At 69.4% G+C, this 16,340-nt stretch carries 15 protein-coding genes; 11 read left to right on the top strand and 4 right to left on the bottom strand.

Annotated elements, in window-relative coordinates:
- Window positions 1-74: 74 nt before the first annotated feature.
- Both hisG and QFW96_RS01630 read left to right on the top strand, forming a co-directional pair.
- Window positions 75-923 carry an ATP phosphoribosyltransferase gene (hisG, locus tag QFW96_RS01635; protein WP_281453661.1) on the top strand — a complete coding sequence of 283 codons (849 nt, stop codon included), beginning with the start codon at window positions 75-77 and terminating at the stop codon, window positions 921-923.
- A 244-nt stretch (window positions 924-1,167) separates the two neighbouring features.
- Window positions 1,168-2,013 (top strand): VOC family protein, encoded by an 846-nt coding sequence (locus QFW96_RS01630; RefSeq protein WP_281453660.1) that lies wholly within the window; start codon window positions 1,168-1,170, stop codon window positions 2,011-2,013.
- Between the two features lie 193 nt (window positions 2,014-2,206).
- Here the strand turns inward: QFW96_RS01630 and QFW96_RS01625 are convergent, their stop codons facing one another.
- Window positions 2,207-3,094, bottom strand: a complete 888-nt coding sequence (locus tag QFW96_RS01625) for a RecB family exonuclease (protein ID WP_281453659.1) — start codon at window positions 3,092-3,094, stop codon at window positions 2,207-2,209.
- Window positions 3,095-3,206: 112 nt separating this feature from the next.
- Between QFW96_RS01625 and QFW96_RS01620 the strand changes: the two genes are divergently transcribed.
- Complete coding sequence (locus tag QFW96_RS01620; protein WP_281453658.1) at window positions 3,207-4,346, top strand: site-2 protease family protein; 1,140 nt, start codon at window positions 3,207-3,209, stop codon at window positions 4,344-4,346.
- Window positions 4,347-4,386: 40 nt separating this feature from the next.
- A complete protein-coding gene (locus tag QFW96_RS01615) occupies window positions 4,387-5,274 on the top strand; it encodes a tRNA (adenine-N1)-methyltransferase (protein ID WP_281453657.1) in 888 nt (295 codons plus the stop codon).
- A 176-nt stretch (window positions 5,275-5,450) separates the two neighbouring features.
- Here QFW96_RS01615 and QFW96_RS01610 read toward each other — a convergent pair whose 3' ends face one another.
- Both QFW96_RS01610 and QFW96_RS01605 read right to left on the bottom strand, forming a co-directional pair.
- Complete coding sequence (locus QFW96_RS01610) at window positions 5,451-6,155, bottom strand: hypothetical protein (protein ID WP_281453656.1); 705 nt, start codon at window positions 6,153-6,155, stop codon at window positions 5,451-5,453.
- A 49-nt stretch (window positions 6,156-6,204) separates the two neighbouring features.
- A complete protein-coding gene (locus QFW96_RS01605) occupies window positions 6,205-6,927 on the bottom strand; it encodes an Rv0361 family membrane protein (protein WP_281453655.1) in 723 nt (240 codons plus the stop codon).
- Between the two features lie 523 nt (window positions 6,928-7,450).
- Between QFW96_RS01605 and arc the strand changes: the two genes are divergently transcribed.
- Both arc and QFW96_RS01595 read left to right on the top strand, forming a co-directional pair.
- Window positions 7,451-9,241: a proteasome ATPase gene (gene arc / locus QFW96_RS01600; RefSeq protein WP_281453654.1), complete on the top strand. Its 1,791-nt coding sequence runs from the start codon at window positions 7,451-7,453 to the stop codon at window positions 9,239-9,241.
- A 95-nt stretch (window positions 9,242-9,336) separates the two neighbouring features.
- Window positions 9,337-10,287: an aldo/keto reductase gene (locus tag QFW96_RS01595; protein WP_281453653.1), complete on the top strand. Its 951-nt coding sequence runs from the start codon at window positions 9,337-9,339 to the stop codon at window positions 10,285-10,287.
- A gap of 189 nt (window positions 10,288-10,476) precedes the next feature.
- Here QFW96_RS01595 and QFW96_RS01590 read toward each other — a convergent pair whose 3' ends face one another.
- Window positions 10,477-10,986, bottom strand: a complete 510-nt coding sequence (locus QFW96_RS01590; RefSeq protein ID WP_281453652.1) for an NUDIX hydrolase — start codon at window positions 10,984-10,986, stop codon at window positions 10,477-10,479.
- 95 nt (window positions 10,987-11,081) lie between these two features.
- On the opposite strand from QFW96_RS01590, the gene dop reads away from it, so the two are divergent.
- The 5 genes from dop (at window position 11,082) to pafA (ending at window position 16,331) form a co-directional block, all read left to right on the top strand.
- Window positions 11,082-12,581: a depupylase/deamidase Dop gene (gene dop / locus QFW96_RS01585; protein WP_281453651.1), complete on the top strand. Its 1,500-nt coding sequence runs from the start codon at window positions 11,082-11,084 to the stop codon at window positions 12,579-12,581.
- A 164-nt stretch (window positions 12,582-12,745) separates the two neighbouring features.
- The gene (locus tag QFW96_RS01580) at window positions 12,746-12,940 is read left to right on the top strand and encodes a ubiquitin-like protein Pup (RefSeq protein ID WP_281453650.1); all 195 of its coding nucleotides are present in this window, start codon (window positions 12,746-12,748) and stop codon (window positions 12,938-12,940) included.
- A gap of 154 nt (window positions 12,941-13,094) precedes the next feature.
- Entirely contained in the window at window positions 13,095-13,940 is an 846-nt protein-coding gene (gene prcB, locus QFW96_RS01575; RefSeq protein ID WP_281454018.1) for a proteasome subunit beta, read from the top strand.
- Window positions 13,941-13,999: 59 nt separating this feature from the next.
- Window positions 14,000-14,746 (top strand): proteasome subunit alpha, encoded by a 747-nt coding sequence (prcA, locus tag QFW96_RS01570; protein WP_281453649.1) that lies wholly within the window; start codon window positions 14,000-14,002, stop codon window positions 14,744-14,746.
- A 226-nt stretch (window positions 14,747-14,972) separates the two neighbouring features.
- Window positions 14,973-16,331: a Pup--protein ligase gene (gene pafA / locus QFW96_RS01565; RefSeq protein ID WP_281453648.1), complete on the top strand. Its 1,359-nt coding sequence runs from the start codon at window positions 14,973-14,975 to the stop codon at window positions 16,329-16,331.
- Window positions 16,332-16,340: the final 9 nt, after the last annotated feature.

Raw genomic sequence — 16,340 nt, 5'->3', positions numbered from 1 at the left:
AAGCCGCTTCCTCTTCCCCACCCCCGCAACCTGCACCGCTCGTCAAGTTGAGTGCTGTCCAAGAAGGAGTTCCCATGCTGCGCGTCGCTGTGCCCAACAAGGGCACGCTTGCCGGTCCCGCTTCTGAGATGCTCGCCGAAGCCGGGTACCGGCAGCGCCATGAGCAGCGGGACCTGACCGTGATCGACAACGCCAACGAGGTCGAGTTCTTCTTCCTGCGGCCCAAGGACATCGCGATCTACGTCGGTTCCGGCGAGCTCGACCTGGGCCTGACCGGCCGCGACCTGGCGCTGGACTCCGGCGCCCCGGTCGACGAGCGGCTCGCGCTGGGCTTCGGCGGCTCGACCTTCCGCTACGCCGCGCCTTCCGGGGCGGGCGAGTGGAACGTGGCCGACCTGCAGGGCAAGCGGATCGCCACGTCCTACCCGCGACTGGTCTCCGACGACCTGGCGCGCTACGGCGTGACGGCCGAGGTCATCCGGCTCGACGGGGCGGTGGAGATCTCCATCCAGCTCGGTGTCGCCGACGCGATCGCCGACGTCGTCGGCTCCGGCCGGACGTTGCGCCAGCACGGGCTGGTGGCCTTCGGCGACTCGATCTGCAGGTCCGAGGCCGTGGTCATCGAGCGCCGCGACTCCGACCAGGAGCAGGCCAAGAGCCGGCTGATCGCGCGGCTGCAGGGCGTCGTGTTCGCCCAGCAGTACGTGATGCTGGACTACAACTGCCCGAAGGACCTGCTCGACGAGGCCACGAAGATGACCCCGGGCCTGGAGTCGCCGACGATGGCGCCGCTGGCCGACGAGCGCTGGGTCGCGGTGCGCGCGATGGTCTCCCGCAAGGACGCCCCGGCGATCATGGACCGCCTCGCGGCCGTCGGGGCCAAGGCCATCCTGTCCTCGGACATCCGCGCCTGCCGCCTCTAGAGGTGACAGTTTTAGCCATAACTGTCCGGGCAAAACGGAAGTTGATCATGGGTGATTATGGCTAAAACTGTCCGCTGCTGCTCCATTCGGGCGTAACCGCCGCTCCGTTCGTGTTCACCTCGCCCTCCGCGGAGGAGGCTGGGGCGAGGTGAACACGAGCAGGACCGGTGCCCGTCGAGATGTCGTACCGGGCGGGTAGTTTCGACGGCGACGATCTTGGACGACGCCGATGGGGGTGGCAGCAATGGCAGTTGTGGTTCCGGGGAAGACGCCGCCGCAGTGGCAGCTCTACGCAGGCATGCCCTGCTGGATCGAGCTGATCACCACGAACCTCGACAAGGCCCGCGAGTTCTACGCGAACCTCTTCGACTGGGAGTACGAGACCCACTCCGACCCGATCTCCGGGGAGCACGTCATCGCGCTCCGCGAGGGATTCCCGGTGGCCAGCCTCCGCGCCGCCTCCGGTGACCAGTCCCAGTGGCGGCTCTACCTCGCCACCGACGACTGCGCCGCCAAGGTCGCCGAGGCCGAGGAGCACGGCGCGGTGCAGACCGTGCCGATCAACTCGGTGCCGAAGATCGGCCGCAAAGCGGTGCTCGACGGCCCCTCCGACGCCGAGTTCGGGCTGCTGGAACCGGAGGAGTCCTGGCAGTTCGACGTCGGGCTGCCCGGCACCCTGATGTGGGCCGAGCTGGTCACCATCAAGGCCCAGACCGCCGACCACTTCTTCCAGGAGCTCTTCGGGTACGAGCACGAGCAGTTCGGCACCGAGCACCGCTCGGACTACTCGGTCTGGTACCTCGGCGACGAGTCGGTCCTGGCGCGGGTCAGCATGATCCGCGACTTCATCACCGAATCCACCCACCCGCACTGGCTCCTCTACCTCGGCGTCGACGCCGAGATCGGTACCGACGAGCTGGTGCGGACCGCCATCGCCCACGGCGGCCGGGTCCGGGTCGACCCCTACGACTCCAGCATCGGCCGCATGGCGGTGCTGCGAGACCCGACGGGAGCCCGCTTCGCCGTCATCGACCAGACGCAAGCCGGCGAGTACGGCACGGCCGCGAACTACGACCCGTACGAGGATTAAGGACCCTGTGGCCTAGTTGCTCAGCGGTGCGGGTAGCGGAACCTGACACGCCTTCTGGCTCCGGGAGCCAATTCACGGCGCTACGGCCGTCCTCCCCGGAAGACGTGTCAGAACCCGCGGCGGTGCCGGCTGCTTCGGCGGGACGAGGAGAAAGCGCCTGCGGCGCCTGGCACGTCGTCCGCGACGTGCCAGGTCAGTCCGTTCGGTCCAGAATGGACTCCTCGTTGGTGGCCGGGTCCTCGGGCCAGCCCGGGTAGGGCGGGGGAGTGCCGCCGAAGGACGGGCACAGGGCCTTGTGATCGCAGTAGTCGCAGAGCTTGCTCGGATTCGGCCGGAAATCCCCGGTTTTCCCGGCCTTGAGGATCGCCTGCCAGATCGCCTCCAGCGTTCGCTCGAAGCGGCGCAGCTCGTCCTCGTCGGGCGCGTAGGCGAGCTTCTGCTTGTTCGCCAAGTACATCAGCAGCAGCTGGCGCGGGATCTCGCCCCGCAACCGCCACAGCACCAAGGCGTAGAACTTCATCTGGAACATCGCCTTGGCCTCGCCGATCTCGCCGGGAGCCCTGCCGGTCTTGTAGTCCACCAAGCGGATCTCGCCGGTCGGCGCCACGTCCACCCGGTCGATGAACCCGCGCAGCAGCACACCCGACGGCAGCTCGGTCTCCACCCGCAGCTCGCACGCCTCCGGCTGCAGCCGCTGCGGATCCTCCATCTCGAAGTAGGCGTCGAGCAGGCCGCTCGCCGACGACAGCCACTTCTCCAGCTCCGGATCCTCCGGGCCCTCGAAGAGCTCGCCCAGCTCCGGCTGCTCGGCGAGCAGCTCCTCCCACGCCGGGTTCAGCATCTCCCCGGCCCGGTCCCGGTCGCGCTGCTCGGTCGGCAGCGCGTAGAGCCGCTCCAGCACCGAGTGCACGACGGTGCCCCGGATCTGGGCGCGCGTGGCCTTCTCCGGGATGCGGTCGACCGCGCGGAAGCGGTACAGCAGCGGGCACTGCTTGAAATCCCCGGCCCGCGACGGCGACAGCGCCGGACGCCGGCGGGTCGTCTCGTCCTGCTGGGCCGGCTGCTGCGCGATCTCCGTCATGGTCCTCGACCCTAACGAAGCCCACCGACAGCGATCACCCCACGTCAGGTGGCGGGCGCGTGAACCCCGCCGCATCACAGCCCCCTCACCCGCGACGGACTACCCTTCGGCCATGCCGCCGACCGCGTCCACACCCGCCCGGCCCAAGCTCAACGACGGCGGGCTGCTGCTGTGCCGGGTGGCCGGGGTGCCGGTGCTGCTGTCCACCTCGTGGTGGCTCGGCGCCGCGCTCATCGTGCTGCTCTACACGCCGCTGGTCGGCCGCATCCTGCCCGGGGCCGGGGTGTGGGAGTCCGCCGTGCTCGCAGCCGTGTTCACCGTGCTGCTGGCGGCATCGGTGCTGCTGCACGAGCTCGGGCACTGCATCGTCGCGCTGCGGATGGGGATGCCGGTGCGGCGGGTGCGGTTGTTCCTGCTCGGCGGCCTGTCCGAGATCTCCCGCACGCCGCCCAAACCCGCGCAGGAAGGTCTCATCGCCGCCGCCGGGCCCGCGGTGTCGCTGGTGCTGGCGGGCGCGACCGGACTGGCCTGGTACGCGATGACCCCCGGCGGTGCGGTCTGGCTGCTGGTCGCCCAGACCTGCGTGGCCAACCTCGCCGTCGGCGTGTTCAACCTGCTGCCGGGCCTGCCGCTGGACGGCGGCCGGATGCTGCGCGCGCTGCTGTGGCGGATCACCGGGCGCCGCGTCGCCGGCACCACGGCCGGAGTCGTCGGAGCGGGCGCGGTCGCCGTCGCCCTGATGGTCTACGCGCTGGTCGGGTTGTTCAGCGGCGCCGACGACCAGTGGCTGCGGCTGGGCGTGTGCGTGCTGATGACCTGGTTCGTCGTCGCCGGTGCCGGCGCCGAGCACCAGGCCGAGCAGCGCCGCGGCTGGCCCAGCGGGCTGGAGCTGTCCGACCTGGTGCGCCCGGTGCTGCAGCTGCCGGCCGAGAGCCCGGTCGGCGACGCCCTGCTGGCCGCCGCCGGGCGCGGTGTCGTGCTGGTGCGGGCCGACGGCATCGCGGTCGGCCTGCTCGATCAGACCGCCGCCGAGCGCCTGGCCACCCACGCGCCGCACGAGCCCGCCGAACGCGCCGCCGAGCCCGTCGACCCGGACACGATCCTGCTCGACAGCGAGCCGCCGGACGAGGTGCTCGAACGCGTCCAGACAGTCCTGGCCTGGCAGTTCCTGGTGATCGACGAGGAGGGGCGGCCCAGCGGGGTGCTCCGCCGCGAGGACCTGCGCTCGGCGCTGCGGTCCCACCGGAGCTGAACCGCTCCCGCCGGGGGTGCAGCCCCCGCCATCTGCGACGATGGTCCGCCGTGCGGCGAGCACGGCAGGCGAGCGCGGAGAAGGTAGGCAGCAGTTGAGCAGCACCGTCAGCGGTGAGTTCCAGCCCGGCGACCGGGTCCAGTTGACCGACCCCAAGGGGCGCAAGTACACGGTCGTGCTGGAAAAGGGAGGCGAGTACCACACCCACCGCGGCGCGCTCGCGCACGACGACCTGATCGGGCAGCCCGAGGGCTCGGTGGTGACCTCCGCGGGCGGCACCTCGTTCCTGGCGCTGCGCCCGCTGCTGGCCGACTACGTGCTGTCGATGCCGCGCGGCGCCCAGGTCATCTATCCCAAGGACGCCGCGCAGATCCTCATGTGGGGCGACATCCGGCCGGGCGCGAAGGTCCTGGAGGCCGGTGCCGGGTCCGGCGCGCTGAGCTGCTCGCTGCTGCGCGCGGTCGGCCCGGAGGGCAGCGTCACCTCCTACGAGGTGCGCGAGGACCACCACGAGCACGCCGAGCGCAACGTCAAGCGCTTCTTCGGCGAGATCCCGGAGAACTGGGACCTGCGGCTGGGCGACCTGCTGGAGTACGACGGCGAGCCGGTCGACCGCATCGTGCTCGACATGCTGGCCCCGTGGGACGTCCTGGAGCTGGTCAAGGAGAAGCTCAACCCCGGCGGCGTCCTCATCGTCTACGTCGCCACCACCACCCAGCTCTCCCGGGTCACGGAAGCGATCCGCGAGCAGCAGAACTGGACCGAACCCCAGGCCTGGGAAACCCTCCTCCGCCCTTGGCACGTCGTGGGCATGGCCGTCCGCCCGGAACACCGCATGGTCGCCCACACGGCCTTCCTCCTCACCACCCGCCGCCTCGCCGACGGAGTAACCCCACCCCGAGTCCAACGCCGCCCCAGCAAGGGCTGACCCCCGAACGGCTGCCCCCCGGTCGAGAACCCCGGTTTTCGCGCGACGAAAACCGCGGTTTTCACGCGACGAATGCAGCGGTTTTCGACCGGTCGAAAACCGCTGCATTCGACCCGGGGACGGGAAACGGCCCGCGCCGGGGGTTCCGGGGCGGGCCGTTTTGGCTGGTCAGGGTGTTAGCAGAGCTTCCACTCGCCGTTCTCGACGACCAGGTCGTTGGTCTCGTTGATCGGCACGTCCTGGTCCATGCGCTGGCCCATGACCTCGATGTGCAGCGACATGGTGCCGTTGAAGTGCGCGGTGGCGGTGTTGTCGCCGTTGTCCACGACATCGCCCAGCATGAACTTGATCTCCATGCTGTCGACCATCCGCTGGATCTCGGACGGCGGGATGCCCATGTCCTCGAGCTGGTCGAACTGGGACCCCTTGCCTTCCATCGTGTCGACCATGTCCTGCACCTCGGTGCTCGCCTTGTCGCAGGTCAGGCCTTGAATCCCGGCGAAGTCCTTGTTGTTCATCATGTCCACGGCCTGCTGGGCGACCGGGCGCGGGTCGCCGGGGCCGCCGGTGAGGACGATGACCAGCGTGATGACGACGCCGACGATGACGACGAGGCCGCCGACTCCGCCGAGGATCCAGGGGAGCGGTGACTTCTTCTTCGGCGGCGGGCCGTAGCCGCCGTACGGGTTCGGGTACGGCTGCTGCGGCGGGTAGCCGGGTTGCTGCGGGTACTGCTGGCCGCCGCTGGGCGGGAACTGGCCGCCCGGTTGCTGCGGGTACTGCTGACCGCCGCTCGGCGGGAACTGGCCGCCGGGTTGTTGGCCGCCGGGCTGCTGCCCCCATCCGCCCTGGCCGGGCGGCTGCTGCGGTGGGTACGTCACTGGAGATCCCCCTGGATTGTTTTCTGTTGTGCCCCTGATGCGGCCTCGGTTACTGGCCGAGGTCGCAGATCTTCCACTCGCCGTTCTCGACGACGAGGCCCATCGTCTGGTCCACCGGTTGTGACGCGCCGTCGGCTTCGTAGGTTCCGGTGAGCTTCGCCGAGGCCTTGTCGCCGTTGGCGGTGACCTCGCCGAGCCTGACGTCGAACTTCCACTGGCTGAGCTGGCTCATCGCCGTCTCCAGCTGGGCCTTGTTGGTCTCGCAGAACAGCGCGCCGACGGTGCCGAAGTCGCCCGCGTTGACCTTCGCCACGACCTCCTGGGCGACCGGGCGCGGCTCACCGGGGCCGCTGCCGAGCCAGAAGTACACGCCGACACCGGCTCCGGCCAGCACCACCACGGCCGCGACGATCGACAGGATCAGCGGCAGCCGCGACTTCTGCTCGGCCGGCGGCTCGACGTCGCCGAAGCCCCCGGGCTCCCGCAACCACGAACCGGGCCCGTTCTCGCTGCCCCACTGCGGGGGCAGCGGCTGGCCGGGCTGCATCGGCATCGGCATCGGCTGACCGGGGTGCATCTGCGCGGGCTGTCCCTGAGCGGGCTGCTCCGGGCCCCATCCGGTGTGCTGGTTGCCGTACCAGTTCGGCTGCTGCTGCGGTGCCGGCTGCTGCGGTGCCGACTGCTGGGGTCCTGCGGGCTGCTGGGGGAATCCGTTCCCCGCGGGTTGCTCTCCCCACCCGCCCTGACCAGGCTGCTGCGGCGGATAGGTCATGACTCCTCCCAGGAGTGCTCTTGCGGCTGTCGACGCCGGGTTGTGCTCGGGCGGCGGTAAGTAGATCAGAGTCGCGGGCCCCGCGAGTGCGGAGTAACCGGATTACAACCTCCGTCGATTCCTCCCGGTGAGGGCCGGAATGTCCGGGACCGACGAGTTGTTCCAAATGATGGGAGAAGTGACGCGGCTCCGAGCGAAAATGCCACCCGGATGCCGGAGTCGTTAGCCCGGATGATCGCAGAGCGCGCACGACCGCTGTGGCGCAGCGGAAAAACCCGTGGTCACGGGGAATCTCCCGGGGTCTTGCGCTGTTGTCCGGGAGTATCGAACGGACCATGATCGACAACTCACGGTATCCGGCTCGACCAGCCAGGACATGACGCGCGGGGAACGAAGTTCTTTAGACCGTGTGTATTCCGCGATTTCTGTGGCACGCTGGGCGATCCGGCGGGACCTCACGACGCCGCCGTCGTCGGTGATCGCCGGTACCGTGGTGGTACGAGCACGGGAGGAGGGTGCCGATATGCAGCACGACCGTCCCGGCAGCCGGCCTGAGGAGGGCGACGGCGAGCAGGGTGCGGGCTCCGCGGAGCTCCGCAGCCAGATCCGTCTTCTCGAAGACGAGGTCGCACTGCTGCGCCGCAGGCTCAACGAGTCGCCTCAACAGGTGCGTCTGCTGGAAAAGCGGCTGGCCGAGGCATCCGAGAGAGTGAGCCAGCTCACCGAACGGAACGCCAAACTCACCGAGACCCTGAAGGAAGCGCGGGGCCAGCTGACGGCGCTGCGCGAGGAGGTCGACCGTCTCGCCCAGCCCCCGAGCGGGTACGGCGTGTTCCTGCACGCCTACGAGGACAGCACGGTCGACGTATTCACCTCCGGTCGCAAGATGCGGGTGGCGGTGTCGCCGAACGTCGAGACCGGGGACCTGAGGCTGGGCCAATCGGTGCGCCTCAACGAGGCCCTCACCGTGGTCGAGGCGGGTGCGTTCGAACAGACCGGTGAGGTGTGCACCTTCCGGGAGATCCTGTCCTACGCCGATGGCGAGAGCCCGCGGGCCCTGGTCATGGGGCACACGGACGAGGAACGCGTCGTGTGGCTGACCGAGCCGCTGGCCGATTCCGGGCTGAAGGCCGGCGACTCCCTGCTGGTCGACAGCAAGGCCGGCTACGCCTACGACACCGTGCCCAAGGCCGAGGTCGAGGACCTCACCCTCGAAGAGGTGCCGGACGTCGGCTACCGCGACATCGGTGGCCTCGCCGGGCAGATCGAGCAGATCCGCGACGCCGTGGAGCTGCCGTTCCTGCACTCCGACCTCTACGTGCAGTACCAGTTGCGCCCGCCCAAGGGCGTCCTGCTCTACGGGCCACCCGGCTGCGGGAAGACGCTCATCGCCAAGGCGGTGGCGAACTCCCTGGCCAAGAAGGTGGCCGCGGCGCGGGGTGACGACGATGGTCAGGCCAAGTCCTACTTCCTGAACATCAAGGGTCCCGAGCTGCTCAACAAGTTCGTCGGCGAGACCGAACGCCACATCCGGATGATCTTCCAGCGCGCTCGGGAGAAGGCCTCCGAGGGCACGCCGGTGATCGTGTTCTTCGACGAGATGGACTCGATCTTCCGGACCCGCGGCAGCGGTGTGTCCTCCGACGTGGAGACCACCATCGTCCCGCAGCTGCTGAGCGAGATCGACGGTGTGGAGGGCCTGGAGAACGTCATCGTCATCGGTGCCTCCAACCGCGAGGACATGATCGACCCGGCGATCCTGCGGCCCGGTCGGCTGGACGTGAAGATCAAGATCGAGCGTCCGGACGCCGAATCGGCCAAGGACATCTTCTCCAAGTACCTCACCGAGGAACTCCCGATCCACGAGGAGGACCTCAAGGAGTTCGGCGGGGACAACGCCGCGTGCCTGGACGCGATGATCCAGGCCACGGTGGAGCGGATGTACGCCGAGACCGACGAGAACCGGTTCCTGGAGGTCACCTACGCCAACGGGGACAAGGAGGTCCTGTACTTCAAGGACTTCAACTCCGGCGCGATGATCCAGAACATCGTGGACAGGGCCAAGAAGGCGGCGATCAAGTCGGTGCTGGAGACCAACCAGCCCGGTCTGCGGGTCCAGCACCTGCAGGACGCGATCATCGACGAGTTCGCCGAGAACGAGGACCTGCCCAACACCACCAACCCGGACGACTGGGCCCGCATCTCCGGCAAGAAGGGCGAGCGGATCGTCTACATCCGCACCCTGGTCAGCGGGAAGAACCAGGAATCCGGCCGGGCGATCGACACGGCCACCAACACGGGCCAGTACCTGTAGGTCGACGAGTCGAGAACCGGGGCCGCCATCCCTCCTTCCGGGATGGCGGCCCCGAGCTCGTGCGGGCCCAAGCCCGACGGGATAGTTTTCAGGGCATGATCCCCGCGCAGAACCCCGTGCAGCGACTGGGACTCGGGCTCGCCGCGCTGGGCAGACCGGCCTACATCAACGTCGGCCGCACCGAAGCCCTGCCGCAGCAGCGCACCGCCCAGGCGATGAAGGAGCGCACTCGCGCCGTCCTGGACGCCGCCTACGCCCGCGGCATCCGCTGGGTCGACACCGCCCGCTCCTACGGCAGCGCCGAGCAGTTCCTGGCCGACTGGCTGGGGGAGCGCGGCCACGCCGACGTCACGGTCTCCAGCAAGTGGGGCTACGCCTACGTCGCGCAGTGGCGCATCGAGACCGAGGTGCACGAGGTCAAGGAGCACTCGCTGGAGCGGCTGCGCAGCCAGTGGGCCGAGACCCGCACGCTGCTCGGCGACCGCATCGACCTCTACCAGGTGCACTCGCTGACCGGTTCCAGCCCGCTGTTCGAGGACCTGGAGCTGCAGCACGAGCTGGCCCGCATCCGCGACGCCGGTGTGCGGCTCGGATTCTCCACCAGCGGCGCCGCGCAGGCCGAGAGCGTCGAGCGGGCCTGGGAGCTGGAGATCGGCGGCAGCCAGCTGTTCAGCGCCGTGCAGTCGACCTGGAACACCACCGAGCCGTCCGTCGGGCGCGTCCTCAACGAGGTGCACACCGGCGGCTGGCGGGTGCTGCTGAAGGAGACGATGGCCAACGGCAGGCTCGCGCTGGACCCGCCGGAGGAGTTCGCCGCCATCGCCCGCGGCCACGGCGTGGGGCCGGACGCCATCGCCATCGCCCACGCGCTTGCCCAGCCGTGGGCGGACGTGGTCCTGCTCGGCCCGGCCAGCGTCGAGCAGCTGGAGACCAACCTGGACGCCCTGAACGTCGAACTCACCGACCAGGAGCTCGGCACCCTCGCGTCCCTGGCGCGCGACGCCGCGACCTACTGGGGCGAACGCTCCGAAATGCCCTGGCACTGACCGTGGTGAGGGTGGGGGAAGTTTTCATGAAAACTTCCCCCACCACTCGAGACGTGACGGAAGACCCGGTGGTGGGATGACCTGGTCCTTCACGTTGGGGGATTGGGAAGTTTTCATGAAAACTGTCCCGACCCGCGTTTGGAAGGACGGGACAGTTTTCATGAAAACTTCCCCCACGAACGGGAGGTCTCAGCCGAGGTCCCGCAGCCAGCGGAGGGCGAACGCGCGGCCGTCGGGGACGACGGGCCAGTTCGGGTCGTCGAGGCGTTCGCGGAGCTCGGCGAGGGGCATCCACCAGCCCTCGGCGACCTCCTCCGGCTGGTGGACCACGGGCCCGTCCCAGCGGGCCTGGAAGACGAAACCGTGGTAGCGGACGGTGCCCTGCTCGAACACCTCGCGGAACAGGAACTCCGGTTCGGCGTCCACGCCCAGCTCCTCGGCGAGCTCGCGGCGGGCCCCGTCGAACGGGTCCTCGCCGGCGGCCACCACGCCGCCCGCCGTGCAGTCGTGCAGACCGGGGTAGACGTCCTTGGTGTCGGTGCGGCGGTGCACGTAGACCCGCTCGCCGTCGCCGGAGCGCAGCAGCACGGCCGTCGCCGCGTGCCACAGGCCCCCCTCGCGCATCTCGCGCCTCGTCACCGCACCCACGACACGCCCGACCGCGTCGTACAGCGCGACCTGCTCCTCGCCCGAGTTCACGTCAGCGATGGTGTCATCCCGCCGAGGCGGGGTTCGCCCTCGGCGGACGCCGCCGTTTTCTTGAGAAATCGGTCCCACCCCGTACTCTGCGAGGTATGCGGCGGATCATGGGAACCGAGGTGGAGTACGGCATCGTCGTACCGGGCGACTCCAGCGCCAACCCGGTGCTGACCTCCACCCACATCGTGCTGGCTTACGCGGCGGCGGCCGAGATCCCGCGGGCCAGACGCGCCCGCTGGGACTACGAGGTCGAGTCGCCCCTGCGCGATGCGCGCGGCTTCGACCTGAGCTCGGCGGCGCAGCAGCCCACCGGCTCGGACGGCGACGACCTCGGGGCGGCCAACGTCATCCTCACCAACGGCGCCCGGCTCTACGTCGACCACGCCCACCCCGAGTACTCCGCGCCCGAGGTGACCAACCCGCGCGACGCGGTCATCTGGGACAAGGCGGGCGAGCGCGTCATGGAGGAGGCGGCGATGCGCGCCGCCAGCGTGCCCGGCACCGCCCCGATCCAGCTGTACAAGAACAACGTCGACGGCAAGGGCGCCAGCTACGGCACCCACGAGAACTACCTGATGGCCCGCAACACCCCGTTCACCTCGGTGATCGGCGGTCTGACGCCGTTCTTCGCCTCCCGGCAGGTGATGTGCGGGTCCGGCCGGGTCGGGCTCGGCCAGGCCGGGGAGAAGGCCGGTTTCCAGCTGTCCCAGCGCTCGGACTACATCGAGGTCGAGGTCGGTCTGGAGACCACGCTCAAGCGCGGCATCATCAACACCCGCGACGAACCGCACGCCGACGCCGACAAGTACCGGCGGCTGCACGTCATCATCGGCGACGCCAACCTCGCGGAGACCTCCACCTACCTCAAGGTCGGCACCACCGCCCTGGTGCTCGACATGATCGAGCACGGGTTGCGCTTCGACGACCTCAAGCTGGCCGACCCGGTGCAGGCGGTGCACCTGATCAGCCACGACCCGAGCCTCAAGCAGTCCGTGGAGCTCGCCGACGGCCGCCGGTTCACCGGTCTGGACCTGCAGCGCGCCTACCACGAGCGGGCCGCGGAGTTCCTCGACGTCAACGGCGCCGAGCGGGCCTCCCGGGACGTGCTCAACACCTGGGGCGAGGTGCTCGACATGCTCGCCACCGACCCGATGTCCTGCTCCGACCGGCTGGACTGGCCGGCCAAGCTGCGGCTGATGGAGAGCTACCGCAGCCGCGACGGCCTCGGCTGGGCCTCGCCGCGGCTGCACATGATCGACCTGCAGTACTCCGACGTGCGCCTGGACAAAGGACTCTACAACCGGCTGGTCACCCGTGGTTCGATGAAGCGCCTGGTCAGCGAGGAGGAGGTCCAGGAGGCGGTGTCCGCGCCACCGGAGGACACCCGCGCCTACTTCCGGGGTCGCTGCCTGGAGCGCTACCCGGCGGAGGTCGCGGCCGCGTCCTGGGACTCGGTCATCTTCGACCTCGGCCGGGAATCGCTGGTGCGCATCCCGACGTTGGAACCGCTGCGGGGCACCAAGGCCCACGTCGGCGCCCTGCTGGAGGCCAGCAACAGCGCCGAGGAGCTGGTCGACTCGCTGACGAAGGGGTGACGCGCCGCCGGCGACGAGCACGTTTCGCGCACGTCAGGTAGCGGGAAAGATCGTCAAAGACGCCCGGCTGGGCGTGGGCGAACGAGTGGTCGGATAGGTAGTGTTCACAGCAGGACGTCCCCGATTCCGGGGGTGTTCGGGACTTCAACCCACCGGGAGGCGAGATGTCTCAGGAGAAGGCTCAGCGGACGGGCGGCGGCGACGACGGCGAGGAAGAGAACGGACCGGAGGCCGCCGGTCAGGAACGTCGCGAAAAGCTCGGCGAGGACGTCGACGCCATCCTGGACGAGATCGACGACGTCCTGGAGGAGAACGCCGAGGACTTCGTGCGCGCCTACGTGCAGAAGGGCGGCGAGTAAGCCCGCTGCCGCCGGTGCGCCCGCGCGGTGATCGAAGCGAGAACCGGTCACCGGGCCGGAGAAACACCGGCCCGGTGCCCTTCGCTGCGCATTCGATCATGACTAGAGTGCATCCTGTCGCAGGAGTCCTGTGAGAACGGAGACGATGTCGCTGATGGACCAGAGCTCGGCCCAGTTCCCCGGGCAGGCGCTTCCCGCCGCCTACCTGACCCCCGGATCCTCGTCGTTCACCGACTTCCTCAGCGCCACCGCGCCGGAACTGCTGCCGGGCGGGCGCAAGGCGCCCGAAGGCGCTGTTCAGGCGCCGCACGGCACCACGATCGTCGCGGTGACCTTCCGCGGCGGCGTGCTGCTGGCCGGTGACCGGCGGGCGACGATGGGCAACGTCATCGCCCAGCGGGACATGGAGAAGCTGTTCATCACCGACTCCTACTCGGCGGTGGGCATCGCCGGGACGGCCGGTGTCGCGCAGGAGCTCGTCAAGCTCTACGCCGTCGAGCTGGAGCACTACGAGAAGCTCGAAGGCATCTCGCTGTCCCTGGACGGCAAGTCGAACAAGCTGGCCACGATGCTGCGGGGCAACCTGTCCGCGGCCATGCAGGGCCTGGCGGTCGTGCCGCTGTTCGCCGGCTACGACACCGACGCCGAGGACCCGGACCGCGCGGGTCGGATCGTGTCCTACGACGTGGTCGGCGGCCGCTACGACGAGGCGGGCGGCTACCACGCGGTCGGCTCGGGCTCGCAGTTCGCCAAGTCGGCGCTGAAGAAGCGCTTCGACCCGGACGCCGACCTCGACACCGCTGCGCGCACCGCGGTGGAGGCGCTCTACGACGCGGCCGACGACGACAGCGCGACCGGCGGCCCGGACGTGTCCCGGCGGATCTACCCGTCGGTCATCTCCATCACCGGCGCCGAGGGCTCGGTGCGGCTGACCGAGGAGCGGACCGCCGAGATCGCCACCGCCGTGGTCAACGGACGCCTGGAGAACCCGGGCGGCTGACCAGCGCCGTTCCCACGATCCCGCCTGCCACAGCGAGCAGATTCAGGAGTGCAGAAGCCGTGACGATGCCGTTCTACACCTCCCCCGAGCAGTTGATGCGGGAGCGTTCCGAGCTCGCCCGCAAGGGCATCGCCCGGGGCCGCAGCGTGGTGGTGCTCAAGTACGCCGGTGGGGTGCTGTTCGTCGCCGAGAACCCGTCTCCGACGTTGCACAAGGTCTCCGAGATCTACGACCGCATCGGCTTCGCCGCGGTGGGCCGCTACAGCGAGTTCGAGGCGCTGCGGGTCGCCGGTGTGCGCATCGCCGACGTGCGCGGGTACTCCTACGACCGCCGCGACGTGACCGGCCGCTCGCTGGCCAACACCTACGCCCAGCACCTGGGGGCGATCTTCACCGAGCAGATCAAGCCGTTCGAGGTGGAGATCTGCGTGGCGGAGGTCGGGGCGACCGCCGAGTCCGACCAGCTGTACCGGCTCACCTACGACGGATCCATCGTGGACGAACCGCAGTACGTCGTGATGGGCGGCCAGGCCGACACCATCACCAGCGCGTTGAAGGATTCCTTCAGCGACGGGCTGGAATTGGGCGACGCGGTGCGGGTCGCTGTCAAGGGACTTTCGTCCAGTGGGGACTCCGGGCGCGAGCTCGGCACCAAGGCCCTGGAGGTCGCGGTGCTCGATCGTTCCCGTCCTAACCGGACGTTCCGCCGGATCCAGGGCGCGGCGCTGACGGCGCTGCTGCCCGAGTCGACTTCGGACTCCTCGGCCGAGGAGCCCTCCGGCGAGGGCGGCTCGTCCGGAAAGTGAGCGTGCGCCGACCGCTCCCGCACCCCGCCGGGTGCGGGAGCGGTGTCGTTTCCGGGGGTTCCACATCCCGGGAAGTCGTACGGCTGTACGGCGTTCGGGCTGCTCCGTGCGGGTGCGTGCGCGTCGGGGCGGGTGACGGCCTGCTACCGAAAATCGGTGAAGTCGATTCGACAGTTGCCCGAACGGCGGACCGCCGCGAGGGCGGTTTTGCGCCTAGTGTGGAGACATGCAGCGGCGGATCTTCGGCATCGAAACCGAGTTCGGGGTCACCTGCACGTTCCACGGGCAGCGCAGACTGTCCCCGGACGAGGTGGCCAGGTACCTGTTCCGACGGGTCGTGTCGTGGGGAAGGTCGTCGAACGTCTTCCTGCGCAACGGGGCTCGTCTCTACCTCGACGTGGGTTCCCACCCCGAGTACGCCACGGCCGAGTGCGACGACCTCACCCAGCTGGTCACGCACGACAAGGCGGGTGAGCGGATCTTGGAGGACCTGCTCACGGATGCCGAGCGCCGGCTCTCCGACGAGGGCATCGGCGGGGACATCTTCCTGTTCAAGAACAACACCGATTCGGCGGGCAACTCCTACGGCTGCCACGAGAACTACCTGGTCGGACGCTCCGGCGAGTTCTCCCGCATCGCCGACGTGCTGCTGCCGTTCCTGGTCACGCGCCAGCTCATCTGCGGCGCGGGCAAGGTCCTGCAGACCCCGCGCGGTGCCGTGTACTGCCTCTCGCAGCGGGCCGAGCACATCTGGGAGGGCGTCTCCAGCGCCACCACCCGGTCCCGGCCGATCATCAACACCCGCGACGAGCCGCACGCCGACGCCGAGCGCTACCGGCGGCTGCACGTGATCGTCGGCGACTCCAACATGTCGGAGGTGACGACCCTGCTCAAGGTGGGGGCGGCGAACCTCGTGCTGGAGATGATCGAGCAGGGCGTGCAGTTCCGGGACTTCAGCCTGGACAACCCCATCCGCGCCATCCGCGAGATCAGCCACGACCTCACCGGTCGCCGCACGGTCCGGCTGGCAGGCGGGCGGGAGGCCTCCGCGCTGGACATCCAGCGGGAGTACCACAGCCGCGCCGTCGACCACGTCGCCCGCCGCGGCTCGGACCCGATGTCGGAGCGGATCCTGGACCTGTGGGGCCGTGCGCTGGACGCCATCGAGCACGAGGACTACTCGCTGATCGACCGGGAGGTCGACTGGGCGATCAAGCTCCGGCTGCTCGAGCGCTACCGCAGCAAGCACGGGCTGGAGCTGTCCAGCCCGCGCATCGCGCAGCTCGACCTCGCCTACCACGACATCCGGCGGGGCAGGGGCCTGTTCGACATGCTGCAGCGCAAGGACCTCGTCGACCGCGCCACCGAGGACGGCGAGATCGAGGCGGCGAAGGACACCCCGCCGCAGAGCACCCGGGCGAAGCTGCGCGGTGACTTCATCGCCGCAGCTCAGGCCGCCGGCCGGGACTTCACGGTCGACTGGGTGCACCTCAAGCTCAACGATCAGGCGCAGCGCACCGTGCTGTGCAAGGACCCGTTCCGCGCCGTGGACGAGCGGGTGGAACGGCTGATCAACTCGTTGTGAGGGTGGGTG

The organism is Saccharopolyspora ipomoeae (assembly GCF_029952525.1).
In the GTDB taxonomy this organism is placed as follows: Bacteria; Actinomycetota; Actinomycetes; order Mycobacteriales; family Pseudonocardiaceae; genus Saccharopolyspora; species Saccharopolyspora ipomoeae.
Note: the sequence above shows the minus strand (reverse complement) of the source record. Positions and strands in the feature narration are given on the sequence as shown.